The following is a 24,659-nucleotide window of genomic DNA, read 5'->3' on the forward strand; positions in this document are numbered from 1 at the left end:
TTCTGATCTGAAACTAATACTTTTGCAAGCCGAAAGGATGCTGAGACTATGCATGTCCTGTCCTCTTCTGAATTAGCGGTAACTGCTATTTTCGCCCTTATTCTCGCAGTTATTGCCTATCTGATCATTCGGAATATCCCGAAGATGGTTGGCGATATTGCGGCTTTTCGCAAAAGAACACTGGTTTGGACCCAAGTTTCACTAGTACTAACGGTGCTTCAGTTGAATTTTAAAGCAGGCGATTGGCGCTTTTCTATCGTCCTTGGACTCATTGTGTTATTTACCGGAGCTATTTGGCTGTCCGCCCGTTATTACGACATCAGTCGCAATGCAGGCCCAGAATCTAAAGATCCTGAAGTACATTAGTAAATCTCAAGCTCCCGAAAGGGGGCTTTTTTTTATAATTTCAGAAAGCTTCTTCGCATAGTTCTCCCCACCACAACCATACTAATGACATTCTAATAAAAGTAACGGGAGGATTATCAGGGTGAGCAAAAAAATCAATCTGCTAATGTTCAGTGGGGAATACGACAAAGCGATGGCTGGACTGATCCTAGCAAATGCCGCAAGAGATATCGATGTCGAGGTTACTATGTTTTTTTCATTCTGGGGTCTATTTTTGGTGCGTGATCCGGAGAAGATGACTCTTGAGGACAAGAGTATCTACGAGAAGCTGATGGATGTTATTACACCGAAGGGCCCTGGGCAGCTGCCGCTCTCTCATCTGAACTTTAGCGGGCTGGGACGAATGATGCTCGAGGAAATGATGGAGGAACAAGGCGCACCGAAGCTGATTCATTTTCTAAAAGGGGCTCGTAAAAAAAACATCAAATTCTATGCCTGCAAGCTCTCTGTGGAGATCATGGGCTTTAAGCCCGAGGAACTGCTGCCAGAGGTCGAAATCATCGATGCTGCGGCATATTTAAAAGATGCTTTAGAAAGTGATGTACAGTTATTTATTTAAAGTCTGACTAGGCTTTAACCCAATCCCCCATGCAGGCATATACTGTTGCCATAGAAACTACTGGCACGCCGAAAATACACCCATTAACTTAACACTGACGGCGTACGGGCTGGAGGGAATATCCGTGCTAAACATCATCCACGCCTCTTCTGCAGAGACGCCCGCTTCATTACAAGACCATTTTGATACTTTTCGTGGTCACACCATCGGCATTCGGCATCAAATCAACACCCCTTATGGCAGACAGCCGCTTCTGTATGCCGATTGGACCGCAAGCGGGCGCTTATATGAACCGATCGAACGCAAGTTGCAGGAAGCCTTCGGTCCCTACGTCAGCAATCCACATACAGATTCCAACACCACCGGACTAATCATGACGCAGGCTTATAATGAAGCTCGCCAAATCATTAAGAACCATGTAAATGCTGGCCCTCAGGATGTACTGCTCTTCTGCGGCAATGGAACAACAGGAGCCGTGAACAAGCTGCAGCGTATCATGGGATTAAGGCTCCCGGAATGGCTACAGGAACATAATAACCGTGCACTGGAAGACCGCCCCGTTATCTTCACCAGCCATATGGAGCATCATTCCAATATTCTTCCTTGGCAGGAGGGACTTGGTGACGTCGTTACCATTCCCGCCGGAAAGGACGGAAATATTGACCCTCAACAGCTTGAAGACCAGCTGCGACTGTACCCCAATCGCCGTTTCAAGATTGGTTCATTTACAGCTTGTTCTAATGTGACTGGAATTCAGACGCCTTACGCAAAGCTAGCGGCTACTATGCATCGTCATGGGGGCGTATGCTTTGTGGATTTTGCCGCCAGTGCTCCCTACGAGCCTATCAATATGCACCCCCCTTCTCCACTGGAGAAGCTTGATGCGATCTTTTTTTCTCCGCATAAATTTCTGGGTGGGCCGGGCACAAATGGCGTTCTAATCTTTGATGAAGCGCTGAGCAATGGACGTATTCCTGACGAACCGGGTGGAGGTACAGTAGCCTGGGTCAACCCTTGGGGAGGACGCCGCTACACTAATGCGATTGAGATGCGGGAAGACGGGGGAACACCGGGGTTTTTACAGGCTTTTCGCACGGCACTTTGCGTGAAGCTGAAGGAGCAGATGAATGGAAACGGTCAATATATGGTGATTAGAGAACACGAGCTGTGTCAGGAATTAATGGCAGGGCTCCGCAACATCCCGGAATGCGCGCTGCTGGCCGGAGATCATACAGAACGTCATGGAATCGTCTCTTTTACACTTCGTGATATCCATTACAACCTCGCTGTTCAGCTGTTGAATGACCGTTTCGGCATACAAGCTCGAGGCGGCTGCTCTTGTGCAGGTCCATACGGACATTACCTGCTTGGATTAGGGTGGACGCAATCCGCTCAGATTGCCGGAGCGATCATGAGCGGCGACCAATCCTTCAGACCAGGGTGGATTCGCATCTCCCTACATCCCATTATGACTAATCAGGAAGTAGAGAGAATTGTATCCGCTGTAAGGAGTATTGCGACCCATGTCCAGCAATGGAAGCAGGACTACCTTTACGATACTTCCACGAACAGCTGGAATCATATCTACGCGCAGCATTCACCCGAGATGAAGCTCCAAGAACTCTTCACCATGTAACAATCTAACTTATCACACGTTGCCCTTCACCATGTCCAAATCGGCAGCACTGGCATTGGAGATGACTTGTTCTACATTTTTGCAGCCCGGAATTACACTGGTTACTGCGGAATGCTGGAGACACCAAGCCAAAGCCCACTGCGCCATATCCAGACCTGACGGCACTTCATTAGCAGCAATTCCTGCTACTGCGCGCAGCTGCTTTTGTCTTACATCCTCTTTATGGTTAGCTCGCACATCACCCTGAGCAAAAACCGCATCTGGCTTATACTTGCCGCTCAAATAACCACTGGCTAACGGAACGCGAGCTAACACACCTAATTGATGCTCGATGCACAGCGGAAGAATCTCTTCTTCAGGTTGACGATCCAGCCGATTATATACTACTTGTATGGCCTCTGCTTGCACATCCGCTGCCGCAGAGGTCTGGTGCACCCCCGAGCCCGATGCACTGATCGACACGCCCAAATGACGGATTTTGCCGGCTTGCTTCTGTCTGTCGAGCATACTCCACAGCTTATCATTATCGAATTGCTCATCCGTTCCGGAATGGAATTGATAGAGGTCAATATACTCTGTTTGGAGTGCGCGGAGGGAGTCGTCCAGCTGCTTAAGCACATCCTCAGCACGCCATAGCTGTTCCCGCTGCAAATGCCCCTGAAAATGATGCCCAAATTTCGTAGCTACAACCCAGTCCTCGCGTTTGCGGCGCGCCAGATAATCCCCGATGAACTTCTCCGACAAGTGATCTCCGTAACATTCTGCCGTATCAATCAGATTAATACCCAGCTCTCCAGCCTTATCCAGCATGGCATCGACTTCAACCTGAGTGAAATCCTTGCCCCACTCTCCGCCAAACTGCCAAGTCCCTAGGCCAATCACCGAGACATTCATTCCTGTACTGCCAAGCTTACGATATTTCATCATCATTTCCTCCTTTATTCTATTTAAATTTAGGGATTCCAGTTAATTCTGACTCTATGCTAAGCTATCTTGTTCCCATCCTGTGCTGTTCTAGCAAAACGCGCTTCGATGGCTTTGACTCCCCATAACGACAGCCCGATAAACAACAGAACATAGATAATCTCCCACGGCTGGCGAATGAAACGTTCCAGATCGTTGCCAATGTATGAAACTGCAAATACCATAATCGCTTTGCCTACCGTGAGCGCAAGAAGATACGAACGGAACCTCATCCCGGCAAGCCCCGCTGCCATATTAATCACAACAAAAGGCCCTACCGGAAATATACTAAGCAGAAAAACATAGCTAAATCCGCTTTGCCGTACCCAGGTCATGCTTTTGGCTACTTTGGGCCGCGCTGCCCATTTTCGTAAATAACGATGGGAGGCTACTTTGCGGATAATCCAAAAGGTAGTCACACAGCCTGCAACCAGACCGATCCAAGAATACAAAAAACCTAACCATAAACCATATACGGCCCCATTTAACCCTACGATCGCAATAGTTGGCAGTGGTGGTATAAATGATTTCATAAACGTTAACGCAATACCCGGAAAGGGCCCAAACGAACGATATTGTTCAAGCAGATGCCGCAGATTATCCTCTGTCAGCCAAGACATAATATCAAGAAAATACATAACCAGCTGATCTCCTCATCCGATTGGAATTCTTAACACTTGGTCTCAATTATACACGAAGTTACGTTCATTCCTACAGTGCCGCCAATATAGAGTGAGCAACCGGGACTAATTAAATGACAGGGAGAAAATTCTTCGTTACTATGGATAAAAATACATATTAGTCGGGGGCATAAGGTTATGATCATTCATTCAGAAATGTTGGATCTACAAACTACCACCGAGCAGGATTTAGCGTTCGTTCTAGCCATTGAACAAAGTGAGCTTAATCGTGCCTATATCGGACAGTGGAGTAAAGAGGAGCACATTACGGCTATCCATGATCCAGATATCCTGCATCTTACAATTTGGGAGAGGTCCGGGAAAAGAGTCGGCTATATCATCGTAACAGGACTTCAAGATATTCATCTTACCGTTTGTATTAAACGAATCGTCATCCATTCCAAGGGCTTTGGGTATGGCAAACTGTCGCTTCGTCTCGTGAGCGACTGGATCTTCCAGCACACCGAGACGCATCGGCTATGGTTGGATGTTAGAGATCACAACCACAGGGCTCGCCATGTCTATGAAAGCTGTGGCTTTACACTGGAAGGGACTCTACGTGATTGTATGAAGGTTGAGGGACATTTTGAATCTCTGCATATCATGTCCATATTACGGTATGAGTATATAGAGCGTGAGCAGCAGCGACAGAAATAGATTAGGGAAATCCTCCCTGATCTTTGGTCTTTCAGGTGCCTATAACTGCAAATCAGGGAAAACTTCCCTAATATTCAGCGAATTTGAGCAAAATCGGCGTATTTCAGTAATTTTTAGGGAGGTTTTCCCCAAAAGTGTATGCCGCGATGATAATCGGCTATTTTCAGAGAATTTATTTCCTCGCCCCCTTTCAGGAGCACAATAAAAAGCCGAGCAGTAGGCCCCCTATCCTGCGCAGGCTCACTACTCAGCTTTCAATTCCATTTCCCTCAAACCTCTCCACTGTAACAACCCGCCTGCTCACCTTCCGCCCTCAGCCCCGCAACCACAAGGGTTGTCACGTACTTACGGGCATCCGCTGTGAGTAGTAACAGCTCTACCGAGCTTTTAGCCGGCTCCCCTCTGACAAACTTTATTCGGGCACCGTCCAAACCCTCTTGGATGCCGGCAATCGTATATCCTTTAAAAAGCAGCCCATCAATCTCCTGCTGTTCTTTGGCATATTCCGCAAAAACAGACACTAGACAACACCTCCGCTGATTTCTGCCTTAGAAGGAAGAGGAGCCTCCGCTGCAAAACGTTTGCGTTTCAAATATTTTCCCGAACCTGCTTTGCCGACAAATTGTTTGTCACGAATAACAAATTCGCCTCGACTGAGAACAGAAACAGGCTCTCCCTTCACTTCAAAGCCCTCAAACGCATTATAATCTACGTTCATATGGTGCGTATCCGCAGAAAGGGTTCTTTCTACAGAAGGATCAAAAATGACCAGGTCAGCGTCACTACCTACTGCGACCGTGCCTTTTTGCGGATACAATCCAAACAGCTTGGCGCTAGAGGTAGCAATAATGTCTACGAATTTGTTCAATGAGATCCGGCCTTTCTGCACACCTTCCGAATATAGAATTGTAAACCGGTCCTCAATGGTCGGCCCACCGTTCGGGATTTTGGAGAAATCGCCCAGCCCCAGATCCTTTTGTCCTTTGAAATCAAACGAGCACTGGTCAGAGCCAATCGTCTGCAAGCTGCCGCTCCATAACGCATCCCACAAAACATCCTGATTCCACTGCTCACGCAGGGGCGGAGACCACACGTATTTAGCACCTTCGAAATTAGGCTTTTCCAGCGCTGTCTGATCCAGTACTAAATACTGTGGACAAGTCTCGCCGTAAACGCGCAGTCCCTTTTTACGCGCTTCAGCAATCTTCCAAGCGGCTTCCGCACAGGTCACGTGTACAACATACAGCTGAGAATCTGTTAGTTCGGTTAGATAAGCTGCGCGTCCCGTAGCTTCACCCTCCAGCTCCGGCGGGCGGGTCAGCGCATGAAAGATCGGATCAGTGTTGCCTGCGGCCAAGGCCTGCTCAACAAGATATTCAATGACATCTCCATTTTCCGCATGCACCATAACGAGTGCACCTTCTTTTTTCGCAGCTTGAAGGGTCTTAAAAAGTGTGCCGTCATCCGCCTGAAAAGTATTCTTATAAGCCATAAATACTTTGAGCGAGGTAATGCCTTCATTCTCAATTATCTCCGGAAGCTCACCCAGTACTTTATCGTTTAATTCTGAGACCATAAGGTGGAAGCTGTAATCAATCACCGCTTTATCCTGCGACTTATGATGCCATGTATCTACGGCTTGCTGTAGCGGTTGTCCTTTGGTGGTTAAGCAAAAATCAATGACTGTGGTCGTTCCGCCATATGCAGCCGCAATAGTTCCCGTCTCAAAATCATCAGCTGTAACCGTGCCGCCAAAAGGCATATCCAGATGGGTATGAGGATCAATGCCTCCAGGAAAAACATAACACCCCGAGGCATCTATAATTTCCGCACCAGGGACATCCAAATGAAGGCCAATCTCCGTAATAACCCCGTTTTCAATCGCCACATCGCCTGTATAAGTATCTGCTGCGGTAACGATGATGCCATTTTTAATAATCTTTTTCATCCTTAAACCACCTCCACTTCCGAATAGGTGCCATTCAAACTGCCGATCACTTTCTGCCGCTGATTCCAGGTCAGTGGAGCTGCCCCGGTATCCACTGGAACCATATCGATCGCGCCGTCTGCTGGACAGACAATAGAACAAAGATTACAACCTACACAATCTTCCTCGCGGACCTGTAGAATAGCTTTCCCATCTGCATTAGTTAACATATCAATACACTGATGTGAAGCATCTTCGCAGGCAATATGGCATTTATTACAGTTGATGCAGTTGTTCTCATTAATACGGGCAACAACCTTATAGTTGAGATCCAGATCACCCCAGTTGGAGTAACGGGATACCGATTTACCGATTAACTCTGTTACGGAAGCCAAACCTTTGTCATCCAAATAGTTGTTCAGTCCATCGATCATTTCCTCCACAATCCGGAAGCCATGATGCATGACCGCTGTACATACTTGAATGCCCGTAGCACCCATCAGCATGAATTCAACAACATCCTGCCAGGTCGAAATCCCTCCAATACCGGAGATAGGAATGCCTACTCCCCGGTCACGGGCACACTCGGCCACCATACTAAGCGCAATTGGTTTCACAGCCGGCCCGCAGTAACCGCCATGTGCACCCTGACCCCCAACATTCGGAATTGTGTTCCAGCTATGAATATCTACACCAGCAAGACTGTTGATCGTGTTGATCATACTAATCGCGTCTGCTCCACCCTTAACCGCATGGCGGGCAACGACGGTGATATCCGTAATATTAGGCGTCAGCTTCACAATCACCGGGGTCGTTGCAACTTCTTTTACCCAGGTGGTCTGTGCCTGCACCAGATCAGGCTGCTGCCCCGAAGCAGCACCCATTCCACGCTCAGCCATCCCGTGCGGACAACCAAAATTAAGTTCCAGGCCGTCTACACCCACATCCTCTACCCGCTTAACAATCTCATGCCATTTATGCTGCGTTGGTTCTACCATCAGGGAGGCTATAATCGCATGATTAGGGAATCTTTTTTTCGTTTCATAGATTTCCTTCAGATTAACTTCAAGCGGACGGTCGGTGATCAGTTCAATATTGTTAAAGCCCGCAACCCGTTGCCCATTGAAATTTACTGCCGCAAAACGCGATGAGGTATTAATGATCGGATCGCCGAGCGTCTTCCACACCGCACCGCCCCAACCTGCTTCAAAGGCCCGCTGCACTTGATAACCTGTATTCGTAGGCGGCGCGGAGGCCAGCCAGAACGGATTCGGTGATTTGATTCCTGCGAGATTAATACTTAAATCTGCCATGATGTTCCCTCCCTGTCATGTAAAATCCAATTTGATTTCTACGCTCAGCCCGCTGATCTAACAACGACCTCCTGCTGGCCTGAGAATTGTTTAACAATCGCATGGGCTGCATCTTTTCCCTGCTGTGCCGCTGACACAACCATGGCCTCACCCTTACCTGAACCAAAAATAATGTCCCCAGCGGCATAAATCTGCGGATCGGAGGTTTGGCAGGTGACCTCATCCACCTTAACAACCCCACGGTCATGCATAAGACCTAAGGAATCTATTAGATCCAGACGACGCTTTTGACCAATAGCTATTACAACCGCATCAACAGGAATCAAGAACTCAGAACCCTCGATCGGCATAGGTATTGGACGCCCATCTTTGCCCAGCTCCTCCGTCAGCTTCATCTGCACACATTCCAGTGCGGTTACATTCCCAAGCTCATCACCCACGATACGTTTCGGTAAGGTAAGCCAGCTGAACTCCACACCTTCCTGCTTCGCGAATTCATATTCAAAGTCATATGCCGTCATCTCTTCGCGGGTCCGGCGGTAGACCATTTTCACATTGGTGGCTCCCAGCCGCACTGAGCAAGTCGCTGCATCAATAGCCGTATTCCCTGCCCCAATGACAGCGACCCGCTGACCCATCAGCTCTAGCAGAGGAATGCCCGTCTTAGTAGATTCTACAAGCGCAATAGCGTCATAAACTCCAGCCATTTTTTCACCTTCAATCCCTATTGGAGGCACATATCCCATACCCGCTGCCAAAACGATAGCATCATAATTCGACTTCAGCTCATCTACAGAAACATCCACTCCGACTTTTACACCTGTACGTATTTCCACACCCAGCTTCTCTACCTGCTCTACTTCCCAAAGAGATACAGACTGCGGGAGCCGAAACGATACAATCCCATGTGTATCCAGCCCTCCCGCTAACGCCTTTGCTTCGTAGATCACAACAGCAAAACCTTCACGGGCGAGCTCCCTAGCCGCAGACAATCCCGCAGGACCACCACCAATTACGGCTACCTTTTTCCCATTAGGGGTGCCAGCCTTAAATAATTGAACTCCGATGTTCATCGCCCAATCTGTCGCATAACGCTGCAGCAGTCCGATTTGGATCGGCGCCGAGGCATCATTTAACACACAGGCTCCTTCACACAGCTCATCTGTAGGACAAACACGAGCACAACTGGCACCCACAGGATTGGAATCCATAATCGTCTGTGCCGAGCCTTTCAAATTGTCAGTAGCGATCCGTTTGATAAAGGAGGGAATATTAATGCTGGTCGGACACGCTTTTATACAGGGGGCATCGTAGCAATATAGACAGCGATTGGACTCATCCAGGGCACCCTTATGGGTCAGAGGCGGCTCAGCCTCGGCGAAATTGCGCATGAACATATCAGGTGTAAATGCTGTTAACGGAAATGAATGCTCCATCACTAGTCCCTCCTTATGGGTAATTTTTCATATTTGTGTTATATAATATAACATTATTTCAAGTTTTGTCTGAATATTTTGCTTACATCTTTAATTTATTGTAGTAATATAAGCATTAGCAGAAATTATCTCTCAACGTTCTTCCTGATTAGGTTATATATACTGACATCCGTTAATCAAACTATAGTCATTTCGAATTTTCGTTGCATTAGACACTTTGTCTAATTTCAAAACTGTATTTTTTACGTGTGAGAATAGGCTGAGAATAACAGGGCGTTAGCCGAAGGCCAGAGCGCAGAAGATCGAGGGGGAGTAACTATGGACTGGGAGCTTGTATTAACCATTCGTGACGCTTTAAAAAGACCACTATTCGCAGAAGCCGAGGTGATCGGTGGGAAAAGCGGCCTAAGCCGTGCCATTCGCTGGGTGCATGTACTGGAAAGTGCCAACTTCGAGACTCTGATTCATGGCGAAGAAATGATTTTGACTACGGGGATTGGTGCAAGTGTCGATCTCCCTTCCTCCTTGGAGTTTATGCAGAACCTGATCGACAAAAATGCAGCTTGCCTATGTATTGAGTTAGGTACGTATTTCAGCACCATCCCGCAAGAGATGATCGACTTAGCCGACAGGCATGACTTTCCGCTAATCATCTTCACCCGCACGGTTCGTTTCGTAGATATCACGTTGGATCTTCACTCGATTATCATTAACCGGCATCACCGGATGCTCCAAGAACTTGAAAAAATCTCACGTGAATTCCACCGCCTGACCTTAACTTCACAAGGAACGCTGAAAGTGCTGCAATTATTGTGCAAAAGTACCCGCACACAAATTGTCTATATGCAGCTGCAAGGCAAACCCTTATTTTTTCCGGCACTTCCGCCGGAAGAGCAGGCTCCATTGCTGAATTTTTTCACCGCCTTCGGCGACGAGCTGGAAGGAATTCAACCTGACGTTGCCCCCTATATCCGGGAATATGGACAGAAGACCATCGCGCTCAAGCCTGTAGGTGCGCTGGATCAGACCTGGGCTTACATTCTGATGGTATGCAATCACAAACCACAGGAGTTCGACTGTCTGCTGCTGGATTCCGCCTCTTTGTCCATTGCACAAGAGCTGCTGCGGACGCGGTATATGGAGGAGCGTAAGCTTTTTTCAGAAAATCTATGGGTCGACGAGCTGATCAATGGCCGCATCGAAGATGATAACCGCTTAAAGGGCCTGATCGGCTCTAATTTCAACGTAGTCAACGAGCTCCCTTACCGTGTATGCCTTATAGAGATCAAGAACCCCAGAGATGTAAAATGGAACAGCTCAGAGAACGAATGGGAGTCCATCACCTTCCACCTCTCGCTCATCCTGCGTTCCATCTTTGAGAAATATTCTTTACGTCCACTGATCACCCTTAAGAACAATCGCCTCACCGTCATCGCCCTTGACATCCAATCGAAAATGCCTGGAAAAATGCGACTTCAACAAGCACTTGAAGCCCTGCAGAACATCCGCTCCGATGAGAAGCTCAAGGATTTGCAGCTCGTCATTGGAGTCAGCAAATCGCATAAGCGCCTAAAACGAGCCTATTCCGGTTATCAGGAAGCCCTACAGGCATTGTCGTTATACTCCTGTTACCAGAAGTCACTACTCTTCTATGAAGAGCTCGGTGTATTCCAGCTGCTGTTGAGCTTAAACGACGGAAAAACGTTGCAGAACTTCATTCGCAGTTATCTCGGCCCGCTAATCGACCATGACCAAACCAAAGGCAGCGAGCTGCTGCTTACCCTTCGTGTTTATCTGGATCATGATGGTTCCAAACAAATTGCCGCTCGAAACTTATTCATTGTCAGACAGTCCCTTTATTATCGCCTGGACAAAATAACAGAGCTACTGGGTGAAGACTTCATGCAGCCAGAGAATCGGATCTCCATTCAAGTCGCCCTGCGCGCTTACCAATTTCTATATCCAGACAAAATCACTTTACCTAGCCCCCGTTCAGCACAGATTTAAAGGTATCGATAATAAATTCTATATCTTCATCCGTGGAGGATAACGGCGGGGCGAAGGTAAGCACGTTGTTGAACCCAGCTACGGTATCGCCATTTTTACCGATGATAAGCCCCTTGGACTTACATTCGGCAATAATCCCCTTCACAATATTCAGATCAACCGGTTTCTTACTGACCTTGTCTTCAACCAGCTCAATCCCTGTCACCAAACCAAAGCTGCGGACATCACCTACAAGCTTGTGATCAAGCAGCTCAGTAAATTCTGTATTTATTCTTTTACCTAAAAGATCCGCACGTTCCACCAGCTTCTCCTGCTCGATAATTTCCAGATTACGCAGCGCCAGCGCACAGGAAGCAGGGTTACCACCAAAAGTATTCACATGGCGAAAATGCCCATAGTCATCGCTATTGTCCTTAAATACCTCATAGATATCCTTACGAACAGCAGTGGCAGATAGAGGAAGATAAGCGCTAGTCAGTCCCTTAGCCATCGTTACGATGTCAGGCTTCACATTAAAGTTGTGATGACCAAACTTACGTCCAGAACGTCCGAATCCACAAATCACCTCATCCATAATGAGCAACACACCGTGCTTACGGCAGATTTCCTGCACCCGATCCAAATAAACCTGATGCGGTACAATGACGCCACCACCCGTAATTACAGGCTCCATAATCACCGCAGCTACCGTCTCCACGCCTTCCCAGATGATCATATCCTCTATGGACTGTGCACACTGGAGATTGAATTCTTCCACAGTCATCCCAGCCGGGCGGCGATAGCTGTCCGGGGGAGCTACATGCAGAAAACCACCTGCCAACGGTTCATATTTATATTTGCGCTGGGCCTGGCCCGTTGCAGATAATGCCCCAAGTGAACTGCCATGGTACCCACGATAACGGGCAATGAATTTATGGCGATAATGCTGGCCGATTTGCTGCTGGTACTGGCGGGCCATTTTGAAAGCAGCCTCATTGGCTTCCGATCCACTATTGGAAAAAAAGATCACATAATCGTCTCCGAGCCACTCATTCAGCTTCTCCGCCAGCGCAATCGCCGGGAGATGACTTTGTGTCAGAGGAAAATATGGCAGGGCCAGCAATTGATTGTAAGCAGCTTCCGCCAGCTCCTTGCGCCCGTATCCCACATTTACACACCACAAGCCAGACATCCCATCCAAAAATTGATTGCCCTGTATATCCGTAATCCACGACCCACTTGCCGAGGCGGCAATCATAGGCGGATTCTTTTCACTATAAGGTGTAATGTTGTGCCATAAATATTTCTGATCCTTCTTCACCGCAAGCTCACTATCATTTCCCAGACTCTGCATAACATTTTCTCCTCTCAGCAGCTCATTTTCTCTAATAACGGGCAGTGATCATCTTTTTACGCGTATAGAACTCCACCCCATCACGCCCATTGGCATGCAGGTCTCCATAGAACGATTTCTTATAACCCGAGAAGGGGAAAAATGCCATGGGGGCAGGCACACCCAGATTCACACCCAACATCCCTGCATCAATTTCTTCCCGAAATTCACGGATCGCCTTTGCGCTATCTGTATAAATACACGCCCCATTCGCGAATGGGGATTGATTCGTTACCGCAATCGCTTCACTCAGACTTTTCACACGAATCACAGACAATACCGGCGCAAAAATTTCATCCTTCCAGATAGTCATTCCCGGCTGTACATGATCAAATATCGTCGGCCCGATAAAATAACCCGCACCACCTGTAGCAGCATCCTTCCGCCCATCTCTCACAAGCTTGGCTGCCTCAGCTTCACCAGTCTCAATGTAATAAAGAGTCCGCTCCTTGTTCGACTGACGAATTACCGGACCCAAAAACACCCCATCATCCGCGCCATTACCAATTTTAAGCTCATCCGCAGCCGCAGCCAGACGGTTCACTAGCTCGTCAGCGATATCCTCATGAACCACTACGACCGAGCAAGCCATACACCGCTCACCTGCCGAGCCAAAGGAAGCCGCAATGATATTTTTGACCGCATTGTCCAGCTCCGCATCAGGCAGCACAATCGAGTGATTCTTGGCTCCAGCTAGCGCCTGCACCCGTTTTCCCTGCGCTGTCCCTGTCTTATATACATATTCCGCAACCGGCTGCGAACCGACGAACGAAATCGCCTTCACTTCATCATGCTCCAGCATCCCATTCACAACCTCGTGCGCCCCATGTATCACATTCAGTACACCTGAAGGAAAGCCCGCTTCGGCAAATAACTCTGCCAATCGATTAACCAGCAGCGGCGTCCGTTCAGAAGGCTTCAGCACAAAGGTATTTCCACAAGCGATGGCAAGCGGAAACATCCAACAAGGAACCATCATCGGAAAATTAAACGGGGCAATCCCCCCGATAACCCCCAATGGATAACGGTACATCCCGGATTCAATTCCGGTAGCAATGTCCGGAAGCTGGCTGCCCATCATCAACGTGGGGATGCCTGCGGCAAATTCCACACACTCAATTCCACGCTGCACCTCACCTTGCGCCTCTTCCAGACTTTTGCCATTCTCCAGCGTAATCAGCTCGGCCAGCTCATGCCAATGCTTTACCAGCAGCTGTTGATATTGAAAAAAATAGCGGGCACGACGTGGCACAGCGACCCTTTTCCACGCTTGAAATGCCACCGCAGCCGCTTCTACCGCCGCACCCAGCTCTTCCTTACTAGAAATGGGCACATAAGCAATCACTTCACCCGTCGCCGGATTATAAACCTCTTCATCTCGCCCGGACGACGATTCTACCCAAGCTCCATTCACATAATTCTTAACTCTTTCAGCCTGCGTTACTAGGAGAGACATAGCTCGCACCCCTTTCTCTGTTTCAGTTGCACTGATGGACTGCTGATTATAATAGATGACCGCCAGATCAGGCGGCCATCCACTATAACATTAAGCTCAGTTAGTTATTTTGCCGCCATTTCTACGATTTCGTTCGTATAAGCCTCATCTACCTTAACCGGTTCTTTAATGACACCAAATTTAAGCGAAATATCAGCGGTTTGCTGGAACGCCGCCGCATCGGTATATCCCATCTTGGCACTGTCAAAGCCTTCAGGCAGAATCAGCTTGGCAACCTCAGTCATCATTGTCAGCTGATGTTCCTTCGTCGTACTGCCGTCTTCCGCTTGTTTCATCACACTGTCCACGGCAGCTGCAGGATCAGCAATTGCATCTTTCCAGCCCTTCAGGGAGGCACGCACAAACTTTGCCGCAGTCTCTTTGTTCTCCGCAAGCCATTCCTTATTCGCGAACAAGTTATCCTCAAGCATTGCAACGCCTTCTGTATTCATGTCAATGACATTCAGATCCTCAGCCTTAATGCCTGACTCCAACACCACTTGGTACTCGTTATAAGTCATCGCTGAGGCCGCATCGATCTGATCGCCCAAGAACTGATCCATCGTGAACCCTTGCTTCGTAAAGCTTAGATCCTTATTCGGATCGAACTTATATTTATCGAATAACGCTAATAGTTCAAATTCGTTGCCACCCATCCAGTTGCCGACTTTTTTACCCTTAAGATCAGCGGCTGAATTAATGCCAGCAGTTTTTTTGGAGACCAGGACCAATCCGCTCTTTTGATAGATTTGCGCGATCTGCACCAGCGGCATTCCCTCTTCAAGACTCGGCAGCAAGCTGGCTACCCAACCCACACCGATATCTGCGGAGCCACCTGCCACTTGCTGTTCCGGAACGATATCAGGCCCACCCGGCAGAATTTCTACATCCAAGCCTTCTTCCTTGTAATATCCTTTATCCTGCGCCACAAAATACCCAGCGAATTGCGCCTGCGGCACCCATTTCAGCTGTAGCTTCACTGTAACTGGATCAGCAGCCGGTTCAGTAGCAGCACTTGCTTCAGGAGCTGCTGAAGCTTCAGGGGCAGTTGTAGCTTCAGCTGCCGAGTTATTATTGTTGCCACCGCAACCCGCCATTAAAGAAACACTCAACATCATCACGATTGCCAACAAACCACCACGAAATTTGCGTTTTTTCCCGTTCATCAATCGAACTCCCCCTATCGTAATTTAAGTTTGTAACAAGCACAGTATGGACAATCATCGTGGTGCGTTTATGCATACAGCCGTGGGCGGTTTCTCTTTTCCATTCCCACTATGGCCGGATGTAATGAGGGGAAGATTAAGTACGCTGCGAAGGATGCCACTTAATGAATACTTTCTCCAGCCGCTCAACCACTAAATAGAAGAGCACGCCTGCAATTGCAGCCAACACAATACAGGACCAACCCAGTGGCATTTTGGCAACTTTAATGGAATTGGAGAGCAGATATCCAAGCCCTTTTGAGGAGAAAAAGAATTCCCCAACAATGGCGCCAATCATACTGGCAGTAGCATTAATCTTGAGTGCTGTAAATACATAGGGCAGACTGCTCTGAATCCGCAGATAACGGAACACTGCCGGTTTACCTGCCGCATAGGAATGCATCAGATCCAGCGCCAATGGATCAATCGCCGCCATACCTTTATAGGCGTTGATCGCCATCGCTGCCATTGTAGTTGCTGTTACTATGGCAATTCGTGAGCCTATCCCATCTCCAAACCACAAATTCATGATGGGCGCGAGGGCGACGATAGGCACAGCATTTAGGGCGGCAACCAGCGTCAAGCTTCCACTCCCCCAGCGCGGCCAAGCTGTCGCGACTAAAGCGATCAGGAAGCCGATAGCAGAACCAGCCAACATTCCCAGCACAGCTTCAGCAAGAGTGTATCCGGCATAGGACAGCAACAAGCTGAAATTATCTCGCATGGTTTCGGCGATGGCTGTAGGCAGCGGGAGTTGATATTTTTTCAGATCAAAGATCTTATGAAAAAATTGAAATTCCCATAGTGCAAGAAATAACAGACCTGCCAGTACAGGCAGCAGTACCCCTGCGCTAAATATCCTCTTCAGCATTCGTGAGCCGCCGCGACTCGCCGTAGCTTCCGCAGGTTTCGGAACGGCTACAGCATTCTTTGGTGTAGCCGTTAGCGCCGGCTGAGCCATTTCTTTACCAGTAGAGCCTATAAATGTGGTCTCCCGAACGGAGTTAGTTTCCATTAGCGGCTGCCTCCTTTCGGACGATATTCAGGCTGCCAAGGCGTTACCAGGCGTTCTATCAGACTGATTAACCAGTAGCTTACGATTCCCAGCAAGGCACCCACAATCACCGTAGACCAGAACATATAGGTGTGAGAGCTTCCATAATAGAGATTGCGCAGCATAATTACACCAATGCCATGCTGGGCACCCATAAGCTCCACCAGAATAGCTCCAGTCACAGCAAGTGGGGCAGCTATCTTAAGCCCACCGAACAAACCCGGCAAAGCCGCCGGGAATCTGAGTTTCCAATAGACCGCCCAAGGTTTCGCCGCGTAAGAATGCATCAATTCGAGCGCTGATGGATCTACACTCCGCAAGCCGCGCAGCATGTTCAGAGCCACCGGGAAAAAGGTGATATATCCCGAAATAATAATCCGCGAGGTCTGCTCATCGCGCACAATCCCGTAGATGATGGGTGCCAACCCCAGAATCGGAATCATCTGCGAGGCAATAGCATAAGGAAAAGTTAATTGCTCTATTGTCTTCGACAAGCTCATCAGCACCGCCAATGAGGCACCAGCTACCGCTCCAATCAGGAAGCCAACACCAGCATTACCGAAGGTCGCAGCCCCCTCCTTCAAGAGCGTGTCTCCATACTGCCATAAGGTAGCTAACACCTCATGAACATATGGCAGCTTGGACTGTGCCAACGGCGTCTCCACCACATGGAGCAGCATCCAGGAAGTCCCTTCCCAGACTAGCAGCAGGCCAAAAATCCAGACGAACAACGGCAGCAGACGGCCTCGCACAAAGATACTGCCCCCTTTCATCACTACACCCCTTCGAAGCTGTCGCGAATACGTGCGATCAGTTCGAAAAACTCTGGGCTATTTCTCATTTCCGCCGTTCGCGGACGTGGCAGAGGAATTTCGACCACAGCGGACAAGCGACCTGGATGCGGGGAAAGGACAAACACCCGGTCAGAGAGGAATATAGATTCAGGAATACTATGAGTTACAAAGACAATTGTGTTCTGCACTTTACTCCAGACAGACAATAACTCTTCATTCAATCGCTCACGCGTAAATTCATCCAGCGCAGAGAACGGCTCATCCATGAGCAGAATTTCCGGCTCCATCGATAGCGCTCTGGCAATCGCTACACGCTGCTGCATCCCGCCGCTGAGCTGCCACGGATATTTATCCGCAAAGCTCTGCAGCCCCACCAGATCAAGAAGCTCCATCGCCTTTTCCTCACGGATTGACTTCTTTACCCCCATCAGCTCCAGTGGCAATGTGATGTTATGCTTCACTTTTCGCCAGTCGTATAACACTGGACTTTGAAAAACAATGCCATATTTTTGCGCCAGCCTGGCTTCTCTGGCACTTTTCCCAGCTACCACAATGTTCCCGCCTGTTGGTGCTATGAGATCGGCCATCAGTCTAAGCAGCGTCGTTTTGCCACATCCGGAAGGTCCGAGCAGGGAGACGAACTCCCCTTTTGCAATATCAAGACTCACCTGATGCAGGGCAAGCACTTCCGCAGCTTCTGTCCGATAACGCATTTCAACATTCTCCAGCTGAATCTCAGGAATATTTGTCGCTAGTGATGACATCCTCAGCCCCCCTTTTCAAAATAAGCCATGTTTATAATGTTATATAAACTGACGCTATTTAGATAAAATAAAGAAAACTTCTATTGCATGTAGTATTAACTAACATGTTACACGCTGCTCACTGGACTCTCACTAGACAATTAGTAAAATAGCTCCTGTTAAATTGCGTCATTTTGTCTAGGAGACATTTTTTTCACCACAAACCCGAAGTATTTTTTTATATCCGCAGATATGTGGTAATATTTATCCATATCTTTCCTCGGTAGGTGACAATAGACCCATGGGATCTATAATCTCGAATTATATTGTAATTGTTGCTATATCAGGTGTGCTGAGTGTCTTACTAGCCCTTTTCGCCTATTATAAAAAAACTGATTTCTTAGGAATCAGGGCTTTTGTTATAAGCTCCTTTACCTCTGCTATTTACACCTTCGGTTTCGCATTAGAATTATCGGGGAAAACTCTGGAGGAAATCAGCTTCTGGATTAAGTTAGAATATCTGGGGATGCCCTTTATTGCGCCGGCTAGTCTAATCATGGTGATCCATTTCGTTGGGCTGGAGACGCTGTTTAAAAAAGGCATACGGGCGGCGTTATTTATCATTCCATTCATTACAACGCTGCTGGTCTGGACCAATGATTACCATCATCTCTTCTATAAATCCATTTATTTACGGGAAAATACGCCCACCCCACTCGTTGATGTTGTGATGGGACCTTGGTATATCGTTCACGGCAGCTTTACTTTCGGCTGTCTGCTGGCAGCCATTTGCCTCATGATATGGCAGTGGAACCGGATGAAAAGGGTATACCGCAGGCAGATCATCACAATAATAATCGGGTTAAGCCTTCCAACCCTCGGCGCTTTTTTGTATCTGATAGGCTTGACTCCTTACGGAATGGATCCCGTCCCGATCATTATGAGCCTAACCTCCTCCCTATATATTTGGGCTATTTTATCCCGGGGCATGTTAACGGCTGCACCTATTGCTCGTGAGAATCTGTTCGAGAGCATGCGGGAGGGAGTGCTTGTCACCGACCGCTCGGACATGCTCGTCGATTACAATCGTGCAGCCGCGGATATGATAGAGGGGCTCAACTCCTCATCGATTGGCAAACCGCTAGCACAATTGTTTCTTAACGCAGGCAAAGATGCCTTGTCCTATGTGATGGATGCCGAGCCACTGTTGCGCGAAGAACGGGAAGTGGCTTGGAACAAAGCAGAGGAGATCTGCTATTATCAAATCCGCTCCTCTCCGGTACAGAAACAAGAAGGGCACATAGCAGGACAGATGATCATGCTGATTGACGTGACTGAACGAATACTGCTTCAGGAGAAGCTGCGTCAATTGGCTACGATGGACAGCCTAACGGGTATCTATAACCGCTCCTATTTTTTGGAGCTGAGTCAAGCATTGCTTGCCCGGGCTGCCAGCCTGCGAAGCTCATTATCTATGATTTTGCTGGATGTGGACTTCTTCAAGAGCATTAATGACCGCTATGGGCATCAATATGGAGATCAAGCTCTACAGCATATTGTCCAGGTGTGCAGCAGACATCTGCGGGAGGGAGATCTCTTTGGCCGTTATGGTGGTGAGGAATTTGTGATCTGTCTGCCAGAGACGTCACTGAAGCAAGCAGCATTGCTCTGCGAAACTATCCGCGCGGATATTGAACAAAGCACCTTATATACCGTCATCGGGCCCATTAATGTGACCGCAAGCTTTGGAGTTGTGGAGGCCCTAAATCCAGAGGCCACTCTAGAAGAACTGCTATCTGAAGCCGACCATGCTCTGTATAGCTCCAAACGGAATGGACGCAACGCTGTGCATCTCTCCCAAAGGTCAGAAATCATTCTTTTCAAGCCTGTTTAATGACAATCATGTCCCTTCCTGCGCATTCAACAACTGGCCTTATTTTTCATAGTCTGTTTTTAAGTTTAATAAGAGTTATCTGAAAAACTAATCAGAGTGTTGAGAGTAAAATTTGCTTGATGGGATATGGAGGCGTAAGAAATAATGAGGAACCATACAATGATGCAGTTTTTTGAATGGCATGTTGCTGCGGACGGGAAACACTGGGATCGCTTAAAAGAAACTGCACCCGCGCTAAAAGCCGTAGGCATTGATTCTGTTTGGGTACCTCCTGTGACAAAGGCCGTCTCCGCTGACGATACAGGCTATGGCGTGTATGATCTATACGATCTGGGCGAATATGACCAAAAAGGTACGGTACGCACCAAATATGGCACCAAACAAGCACTGATCAACGCAATTTCGGAATGTCAAAAGAATGGCATCGCCGTTTACGTTGATTTGGTGATGAATCATAAGGCTGGCGCGGATGAAAAGGAAGTATTCCAAGTCATCGAGGTCGACCCCAATGATCGGATGAAAGAAATTTCGAAACCTTTCGAGATTGAGGGCTGGACAAAATTCACCTTCCCTGGCCGCGGGAATGAACACTCTGCCTTTAAGTGGAATCACAATCATTTTAACGGCACTGACTTTGACGCCAAAGAAGAGCGAACCGGCGTATTCCGTATAGTAGGCGAGAATAAAGCGTGGAATCAGAATGTTGACGACGAGTTCGGAAACTATGATTATCTAATGTTCGCTAATATTGATTACAGCCATCCGGAAGTCAAAAAAGAAATGATCCAATGGGGAAAATGGCTGGTGGATACCCTCCACTGCAGCGGCTTCCGCTTGGACGCCATCAAACATATCAACCATGAGTTTGTTAAAGAATTCGCGGTAGAGATGTTTAATAAATGCGAGAAGGATTTCTATATCGTCGGTGAATTCTGGAATTCCGACTTAGAGTCCTGTCGACAATTTCTGAATACCGTCGATTATAAAATTGACCTCTTCGATGTATCCCTTCACTACAAGCTGCATTCAGCTTCTTTGGAGGGCAGAAACTATGATCTGACCAAAATTCTTGATGACACACTGGTGCAGACCCATCCCACCAATGCTGTAACCTTCGTTGACAATCATGATTCTCAGCCTCACGAAGCCCTGGAATCCTGGGTAGATGATTGGTTCAAGCAAAGTGCTTACGCGCTTATCCTGCTGCGACGGGATGGATATCCTGTGGTCTTTTACGGGGATTATTATGGGATCGAAGGACCAACACCTGTAGCAGGTAAAAAAGATGCGATTGACCCTCTGCTGTATACCCGCTATCACAAAGCTTATGGTGAACAGAAGGATTATTTCGATCATCCTAACACGATTGGCTGGACACGGCTCGGCGTGGAGGATATTGAACACTCCGGTTGTGCGGTTGTGATCAGTAATGGTGAGAATGGCCAGAAGAGAATGTTCGTAGGAGAACATCGCGCCGGTGAAGCATGGGTGGATTTCACCCATAACCATAAAGCCACCATAACCATTGAAAAAGATGGTTGGGCGACCTTCCCGGTCAATGGCGGCAGCGTCTCCGTCTGGGCTTTGCCAGATGCAGAAGCTGACAAGAAGTAAACCTGATTAAAAAGGTGCCCAACGCCGTTTGGCGTTGGGCACCTTTTTTTAGTTATTCGTTTTATGCTCCGGATGGCGGGATACAAGCCTCACCAGATCCAGCGTTAAGACGGGTAATGTTAGGGACGCTGGATAAGCTAAGTAACGCGGCTCCCACTCTGGATTGAACTTTTCCTTGTAACGACGCAATCTGGCAAAACCGTAACCATGCCCATGCCCACCTCTATTAAACACTTGATGAGCCAGCTTCTCCTCCTTCAGAGCTCCGGGGTCCTGACCCCCACTGGATGATAGAGGAGTGTTGCCTAGATTAAATCGCCGATACCCCTTGGACTTCGCCCATTCCAGCATACAAACCAATAAATAATCTACCGTCCCGTTTGGCACATTCTTCCGCTGGCGCAACAAATCTACGGACAGGGTCAATCCTTGATCATACCCTGGGGCAATAGAAGCAAATGCCAGTATTGTACCTTTGGTGTTCCGCAGCACCACAATGGGAGCCCGTTGCAGATACTCGACCTTAAACCACCCTAACGAATAACCCTTTTCCGCTCGGCCATTCAACCACTCGTCCGAAATCGTTCGCAGTTCTCTCAGCAAACTATCAGCATGCGGCGCTTCTGTAATTTCAACAATCATGCCTTCCCGTTCAAAACGATCGCTTACCCTTTGCAGATCACCATTCTTCAGATCACTGAGTGCAAAGTTATCAAGGCTTATCACTGCCTCTTCACCCAGCTTAAAAAAGCGATAGCCCTGCTCCTGATAGACCGATAAAAAAGCAGGTGAAGCTTGATAGAAAACTACAACCAGACCATACTGATCTGCAGCTTGTCTAAATTCACTGATGGCTTCACTTATTAAGCTTCTCTCTCCCAGCGGATCACCCAGCACAACGAGTTTATCCCTAACTCTGGCGAAAGCGAGCAGCACTTTATCGTTCTGAGCCCAGAAGAAGCCCTTATCACCCAAAAACAAAGTATGAGTTAAGGTATTGCCTTGAACTCCATCTAGAAAATGTTTCAGCTTAGCTACATCCAAGGTCCCGAACAGCTCGTTCTCCTTATGATGGGGCCTGAGGTTTACCCACATTATGAGCAGTACCCAAGACAAGACCAATCCTCCCACTGCCGTAAATGCAACATGACTATATCGCTGCAACCATTCAGGCTGTACACCCGGAGGCAGATGCTTCAGAAATCCACGATGTACATAACAGCCCATCAGATAGTAGCTTAGTGCAATTACTGAAGTGAGGACAAACCACCGGATCGCGCTCTGTCTGCTGATTGGCGCACTAATCCGATAAAACCGCGATCTGGATATCCAAAGAATAAGCGCTACTATAAGTAGCAAAAGCGCCTCTTCATAATCAAAACCCTTAGTGACTGCAAACAATGATCCAATAAACAGAAGTATGCTAGTCCATACATATGCACTATGGACCCGCAATGTAATGCCCCGCGACAATAAAATCAGCATAAAACCAATAAGTACAGACAGATGATGAGAAAGCTGCATTACGGGAAACGGCAATATTTCCTCCGTAATCTTCAACCTATACAGCAATCCGGGTACTGCTGCAGATAGTAAGAGAATAAGCCCGCTAGCTAGTACCAGCTTACCAAGAGCCCACATCCCAAGATCGCTCAGAAAGGTATACTGACCCGGCCAGCCCCAGATCTTCTGCCATTTGTTAAGAGAGGGTTCGAACCCTGGAACTGAACGATCTTGATCCTTTTTTCCTTGCAGACCAATTTCCAGTGCAGCCAGCACCAATCCAATCAACCAAGGAATGACATAATAAAACAATCGAAAGATGACAAGCACCGCCATCGCCTTATCGGTCTGGTAGCCAAGCTGTGTCAGCCCGAGCAAGGCGATAAGGTCAAATGCACCGATACCGCCGGGTGCCATACTCAAGATTCCGGCAATAGCAGCAATCGTAAATATACCAAAGATAGCTATAAAATGGACCTCATCCAAGAGATGGCTGCTGATGGTCCAAAACGTCACGCCAGCAAAGCTCCATTCCAGAAAGGAAGCACCGACGGAGTTAACGACTGTAAGCCAGGATGTTCTGCCTTTTCCCCGGTTAATCCATTTCGCATAAAGCGATGAGCGCTGCACAAACACAAAAACCGGCAAATAAAGCGCCATACCCCATACTGCAAATACCAGCCAGCGATGTTCTTCCAGCAAAGCCGTTGCCGGGAGTAAACCAAAGATATTCGCCCATGAAAGTAGTGATAACCCGGTAATCATAAGCGGCGATAGAAATACAATGGCGGGTGTTAGTACGGAGGTCGGCACTCCGCTTTTTTTATACAGCAGCGTCCTTAAACCAACTCCAGCCAGACCTGCAAACCCAATCAAGTTATTAAATGTATTAGCAATCCATGCATACCGAAAGGTACTCCACAGCCCTACTTTTAAACGAAAATGGGCCCGAATCAAATAATCATAAGCACTCATCACAGCTACGGAAAGAAGTGCAAAACCAATCATTTGCAAAATAGCAGACGTAGGTACTCGCCTTAGTTCACGCATTATAAGTCCTAAATGAACCTGCTTCAGCTCATGTTGCCCCTCCCAGTATACGAACGCTATGATAGCCACTGGAAAAAGAGCTCTGACCGCCCGGATCCGATAGATAGATAAGATCAGTCTTACAATTTTGAATCTTTCTAATGTCTGTTGCTTTGAATGCATGAGCCCACCTGCCTTTACCGCTGACACACGTTGTGCTAGACAATTTTTACAACTAGTCCATTATAGCAATTCTTGGAATAGAAGACCCGTGATAATCAACACCTACTCTATTAGACTGCCAGCAAATCCCTAACCCCTGCAACAGTTAAAGATTTTTTGGGAAATGAGGATAAGCATAGTTAATATATTA

At 47.8% G+C, this 24,659-nt stretch carries 20 protein-coding genes; 7 read left to right on the forward strand and 13 right to left on the reverse strand.

Going from position 1 to position 24,659, the window contains the following annotated elements; all coding sequences use genetic code 11:
• Window positions 1–48 precede the first annotated feature (48 nt).
• The 3 genes from MHH50_RS29320 to MHH50_RS29330 all read left to right on the forward strand — a co-directional run bounded on the left by MHH50_RS29320 (window position 49) and on the right by MHH50_RS29330 (window position 2,600).
• A complete protein-coding gene (locus MHH50_RS29320; RefSeq protein ID WP_076124017.1) occupies window positions 49–366 on the forward strand; it encodes a hypothetical protein in 318 nt (105 codons plus the stop codon).
• Window positions 367–487: 121 nt separating this feature from the next.
• A complete protein-coding gene (locus MHH50_RS29325; protein ID WP_036682046.1) occupies window positions 488–964 on the forward strand; it encodes a DsrE/DsrF/DrsH-like family protein in 477 nt (158 codons plus the stop codon).
• A gap of 124 nt (window positions 965–1,088) precedes the next feature.
• Window positions 1,089–2,600 carry an aminotransferase class V-fold PLP-dependent enzyme gene (locus tag MHH50_RS29330; RefSeq protein ID WP_340033779.1) on the forward strand — a complete coding sequence of 504 codons (1,512 nt, stop codon included), beginning with the start codon at window positions 1,089–1,091 and terminating at the stop codon, window positions 2,598–2,600.
• A gap of 12 nt (window positions 2,601–2,612) precedes the next feature.
• Here MHH50_RS29330 and MHH50_RS29335 read toward each other — a convergent pair whose 3' ends face one another.
• Together MHH50_RS29335 and MHH50_RS29340 are read right to left on the reverse strand one after the other, a co-directional pair.
• Window positions 2,613–3,524, reverse strand: a complete 912-nt coding sequence (locus MHH50_RS29335) for an aldo/keto reductase (protein ID WP_340034651.1) — start codon at window positions 3,522–3,524, stop codon at window positions 2,613–2,615.
• A gap of 59 nt (window positions 3,525–3,583) precedes the next feature.
• A complete protein-coding gene (locus MHH50_RS29340) occupies window positions 3,584–4,201 on the reverse strand; it encodes a TVP38/TMEM64 family protein (protein ID WP_036682051.1) in 618 nt (205 codons plus the stop codon).
• Window positions 4,202–4,381: 180 nt separating this feature from the next.
• On the opposite strand from MHH50_RS29340, the gene MHH50_RS29345 reads away from it, so the two are divergent.
• Complete coding sequence (locus tag MHH50_RS29345; protein ID WP_340033780.1) at window positions 4,382–4,900, forward strand: GNAT family protein; 519 nt, start codon at window positions 4,382–4,384, stop codon at window positions 4,898–4,900.
• Between the two features lie 269 nt (window positions 4,901–5,169).
• On the opposite strand, the gene MHH50_RS29350 is transcribed toward MHH50_RS29345, so the two are convergent.
• The 4 genes from MHH50_RS29350 to MHH50_RS29365 are packed head-to-tail and all read right to left on the reverse strand — an operon-like array spanning window position 5,170 to window position 9,576.
• Window positions 5,170–5,421 carry a hypothetical protein gene (locus tag MHH50_RS29350; protein ID WP_340033781.1) on the reverse strand — a complete coding sequence of 84 codons (252 nt, stop codon included), beginning with the start codon at window positions 5,419–5,421 and terminating at the stop codon, window positions 5,170–5,172.
• Complete coding sequence (hydA, locus tag MHH50_RS29355; protein ID WP_076219130.1) at window positions 5,421–6,848, reverse strand: dihydropyrimidinase; 1,428 nt, start codon at window positions 6,846–6,848, stop codon at window positions 5,421–5,423. Before hydA ends, MHH50_RS29350 begins: the two co-directional genes overlap by 1 nt.
• Window positions 6,849–6,850: 2 nt before the next feature.
• Window positions 6,851–8,140, reverse strand: a complete 1,290-nt coding sequence (gene preA, locus MHH50_RS29360; RefSeq protein WP_076099706.1) for an NAD-dependent dihydropyrimidine dehydrogenase subunit PreA — start codon at window positions 8,138–8,140, stop codon at window positions 6,851–6,853.
• A gap of 44 nt (window positions 8,141–8,184) precedes the next feature.
• Window positions 8,185–9,576 (reverse strand): NAD(P)-dependent oxidoreductase, encoded by a 1,392-nt coding sequence (locus tag MHH50_RS29365; protein WP_340033782.1) that lies wholly within the window; start codon window positions 9,574–9,576, stop codon window positions 8,185–8,187.
• Between the two features lie 318 nt (window positions 9,577–9,894).
• On the opposite strand from MHH50_RS29365, the gene MHH50_RS29370 reads away from it, so the two are divergent.
• Window positions 9,895–11,583, forward strand: a complete 1,689-nt coding sequence (locus tag MHH50_RS29370; RefSeq protein WP_076181983.1) for a PucR family transcriptional regulator — start codon at window positions 9,895–9,897, stop codon at window positions 11,581–11,583.
• Here the strand turns inward: MHH50_RS29370 and MHH50_RS29375 are convergent.
• From MHH50_RS29375 to MHH50_RS29400, 6 genes are all read right to left on the reverse strand, one after another.
• Window positions 11,558–12,916 (reverse strand): aspartate aminotransferase family protein, encoded by a 1,359-nt coding sequence (locus MHH50_RS29375; protein ID WP_248548948.1) that lies wholly within the window; start codon window positions 12,914–12,916, stop codon window positions 11,558–11,560. The genes MHH50_RS29370 and MHH50_RS29375 overlap by 26 nt on opposite strands.
• A gap of 31 nt (window positions 12,917–12,947) precedes the next feature.
• Complete coding sequence (locus MHH50_RS29380) at window positions 12,948–14,411, reverse strand: CoA-acylating methylmalonate-semialdehyde dehydrogenase (RefSeq protein WP_340033783.1); 1,464 nt, start codon at window positions 14,409–14,411, stop codon at window positions 12,948–12,950.
• Between the two features lie 104 nt (window positions 14,412–14,515).
• The gene (locus tag MHH50_RS29385; RefSeq protein WP_076181976.1) at window positions 14,516–15,616 is read right to left on the reverse strand and encodes an ABC transporter substrate-binding protein; all 1,101 of its coding nucleotides are present in this window, start codon (window positions 15,614–15,616) and stop codon (window positions 14,516–14,518) included.
• Between the two features lie 136 nt (window positions 15,617–15,752).
• The gene (locus MHH50_RS29390) at window positions 15,753–16,670 is read right to left on the reverse strand and encodes an ABC transporter permease (protein WP_081383620.1); all 918 of its coding nucleotides are present in this window, start codon (window positions 16,668–16,670) and stop codon (window positions 15,753–15,755) included.
• Window positions 16,670–17,482: an ABC transporter permease gene (locus tag MHH50_RS29395; RefSeq protein WP_076191718.1), complete on the reverse strand. Its 813-nt coding sequence runs from the start codon at window positions 17,480–17,482 to the stop codon at window positions 16,670–16,672. The genes MHH50_RS29390 and MHH50_RS29395 overlap by 1 nt, the downstream gene beginning before the upstream one ends.
• 2 nt (window positions 17,483–17,484) lie before the next feature.
• A complete protein-coding gene (locus MHH50_RS29400) occupies window positions 17,485–18,267 on the reverse strand; it encodes an ABC transporter ATP-binding protein (protein WP_036682061.1) in 783 nt (260 codons plus the stop codon).
• Window positions 18,268–18,547: 280 nt separating this feature from the next.
• Between MHH50_RS29400 and MHH50_RS29405 the strand changes: the two genes are divergently transcribed.
• Window positions 18,548–20,140, forward strand: coding sequence for a histidine kinase N-terminal 7TM domain-containing protein (locus MHH50_RS29405; protein WP_076124039.1), 1,593 nt, complete (start codon window positions 18,548–18,550; stop codon window positions 20,138–20,140).
• A 141-nt stretch (window positions 20,141–20,281) separates the two neighbouring features.
• Window positions 20,282–21,754, forward strand: a complete 1,473-nt coding sequence (locus tag MHH50_RS29410) for an alpha-amylase (protein ID WP_076191713.1) — start codon at window positions 20,282–20,284, stop codon at window positions 21,752–21,754.
• Window positions 21,755–21,802: 48 nt separating this feature from the next.
• On the opposite strand, the gene mprF is transcribed toward MHH50_RS29410, so the two are convergent.
• Window positions 21,803–24,469, reverse strand: coding sequence for a bifunctional lysylphosphatidylglycerol flippase/synthetase MprF (gene mprF, locus MHH50_RS29415; protein WP_340033784.1), 2,667 nt, complete (start codon window positions 24,467–24,469; stop codon window positions 21,803–21,805).
• Between the last annotated feature and the right edge of the window lie 190 nt (window positions 24,470–24,659).

The organism is Paenibacillus sp. FSL H3-0302, assembly GCF_037982245.1.
Classification (GTDB): domain Bacteria; phylum Bacillota; class Bacilli; order Paenibacillales; family Paenibacillaceae; genus Paenibacillus_AQ; species Paenibacillus_AQ odorifer.

Coding starts and splice junctions, on each gene's coding strand:
- MHH50_RS29320 (WP_076124017.1), top strand. CDS start 49: ATGCATGTCCTGTCCTCTTCTGAATTAGCGGTAACTGCTATTTTCGCC.
- MHH50_RS29335 (WP_340034651.1), bottom strand. CDS start 3,524: ATGAAATATCGTAAGCTTGGCAGTACAGGAATGAATGTCTCGGTGATT.
- MHH50_RS29340 (WP_036682051.1), bottom strand. CDS start 4,201: ATGTATTTTCTTGATATTATGTCTTGGCTGACAGAGGATAATCTGCGG.
- MHH50_RS29345 (WP_340033780.1), top strand. CDS start 4,382: ATGATCATTCATTCAGAAATGTTGGATCTACAAACTACCACCGAGCAG.
- hydA (WP_076219130.1), bottom strand. CDS start 6,848: ATGAAAAAGATTATTAAAAATGGCATCATCGTTACCGCAGCAGATACT.
- preA (WP_076099706.1), bottom strand. CDS start 8,140: ATGGCAGATTTAAGTATTAATCTCGCAGGAATCAAATCACCGAATCCG.
- MHH50_RS29365 (WP_340033782.1), bottom strand. CDS start 9,576: ATGGAGCATTCATTTCCGTTAACAGCATTTACACCTGATATGTTCATG.
- MHH50_RS29370 (WP_076181983.1), top strand. CDS start 9,895: ATGGACTGGGAGCTTGTATTAACCATTCGTGACGCTTTAAAAAGACCA.
- MHH50_RS29375 (WP_248548948.1), bottom strand. CDS start 12,916: ATGCAGAGTCTGGGAAATGATAGTGAGCTTGCGGTGAAGAAGGATCAG.
- MHH50_RS29380 (WP_340033783.1), bottom strand. CDS start 14,411: ATGTCTCTCCTAGTAACGCAGGCTGAAAGAGTTAAGAATTATGTGAAT.
- MHH50_RS29385 (WP_076181976.1), bottom strand. CDS start 15,616: ATGAACGGGAAAAAACGCAAATTTCGTGGTGGTTTGTTGGCAATCGTG.
- MHH50_RS29390 (WP_081383620.1), bottom strand. CDS start 16,670: ATGGAAACTAACTCCGTTCGGGAGACCACATTTATAGGCTCTACTGGT.
- MHH50_RS29395 (WP_076191718.1), bottom strand. CDS start 17,482: ATGAAAGGGGGCAGTATCTTTGTGCGAGGCCGTCTGCTGCCGTTGTTC.
- MHH50_RS29400 (WP_036682061.1), bottom strand. CDS start 18,267: ATGTCATCACTAGCGACAAATATTCCTGAGATTCAGCTGGAGAATGTT.
- MHH50_RS29405 (WP_076124039.1), top strand. CDS start 18,548: ATGGGATCTATAATCTCGAATTATATTGTAATTGTTGCTATATCAGGT.
- mprF (WP_340033784.1), bottom strand. CDS start 24,469: ATGCATTCAAAGCAACAGACATTAGAAAGATTCAAAATTGTAAGACTG.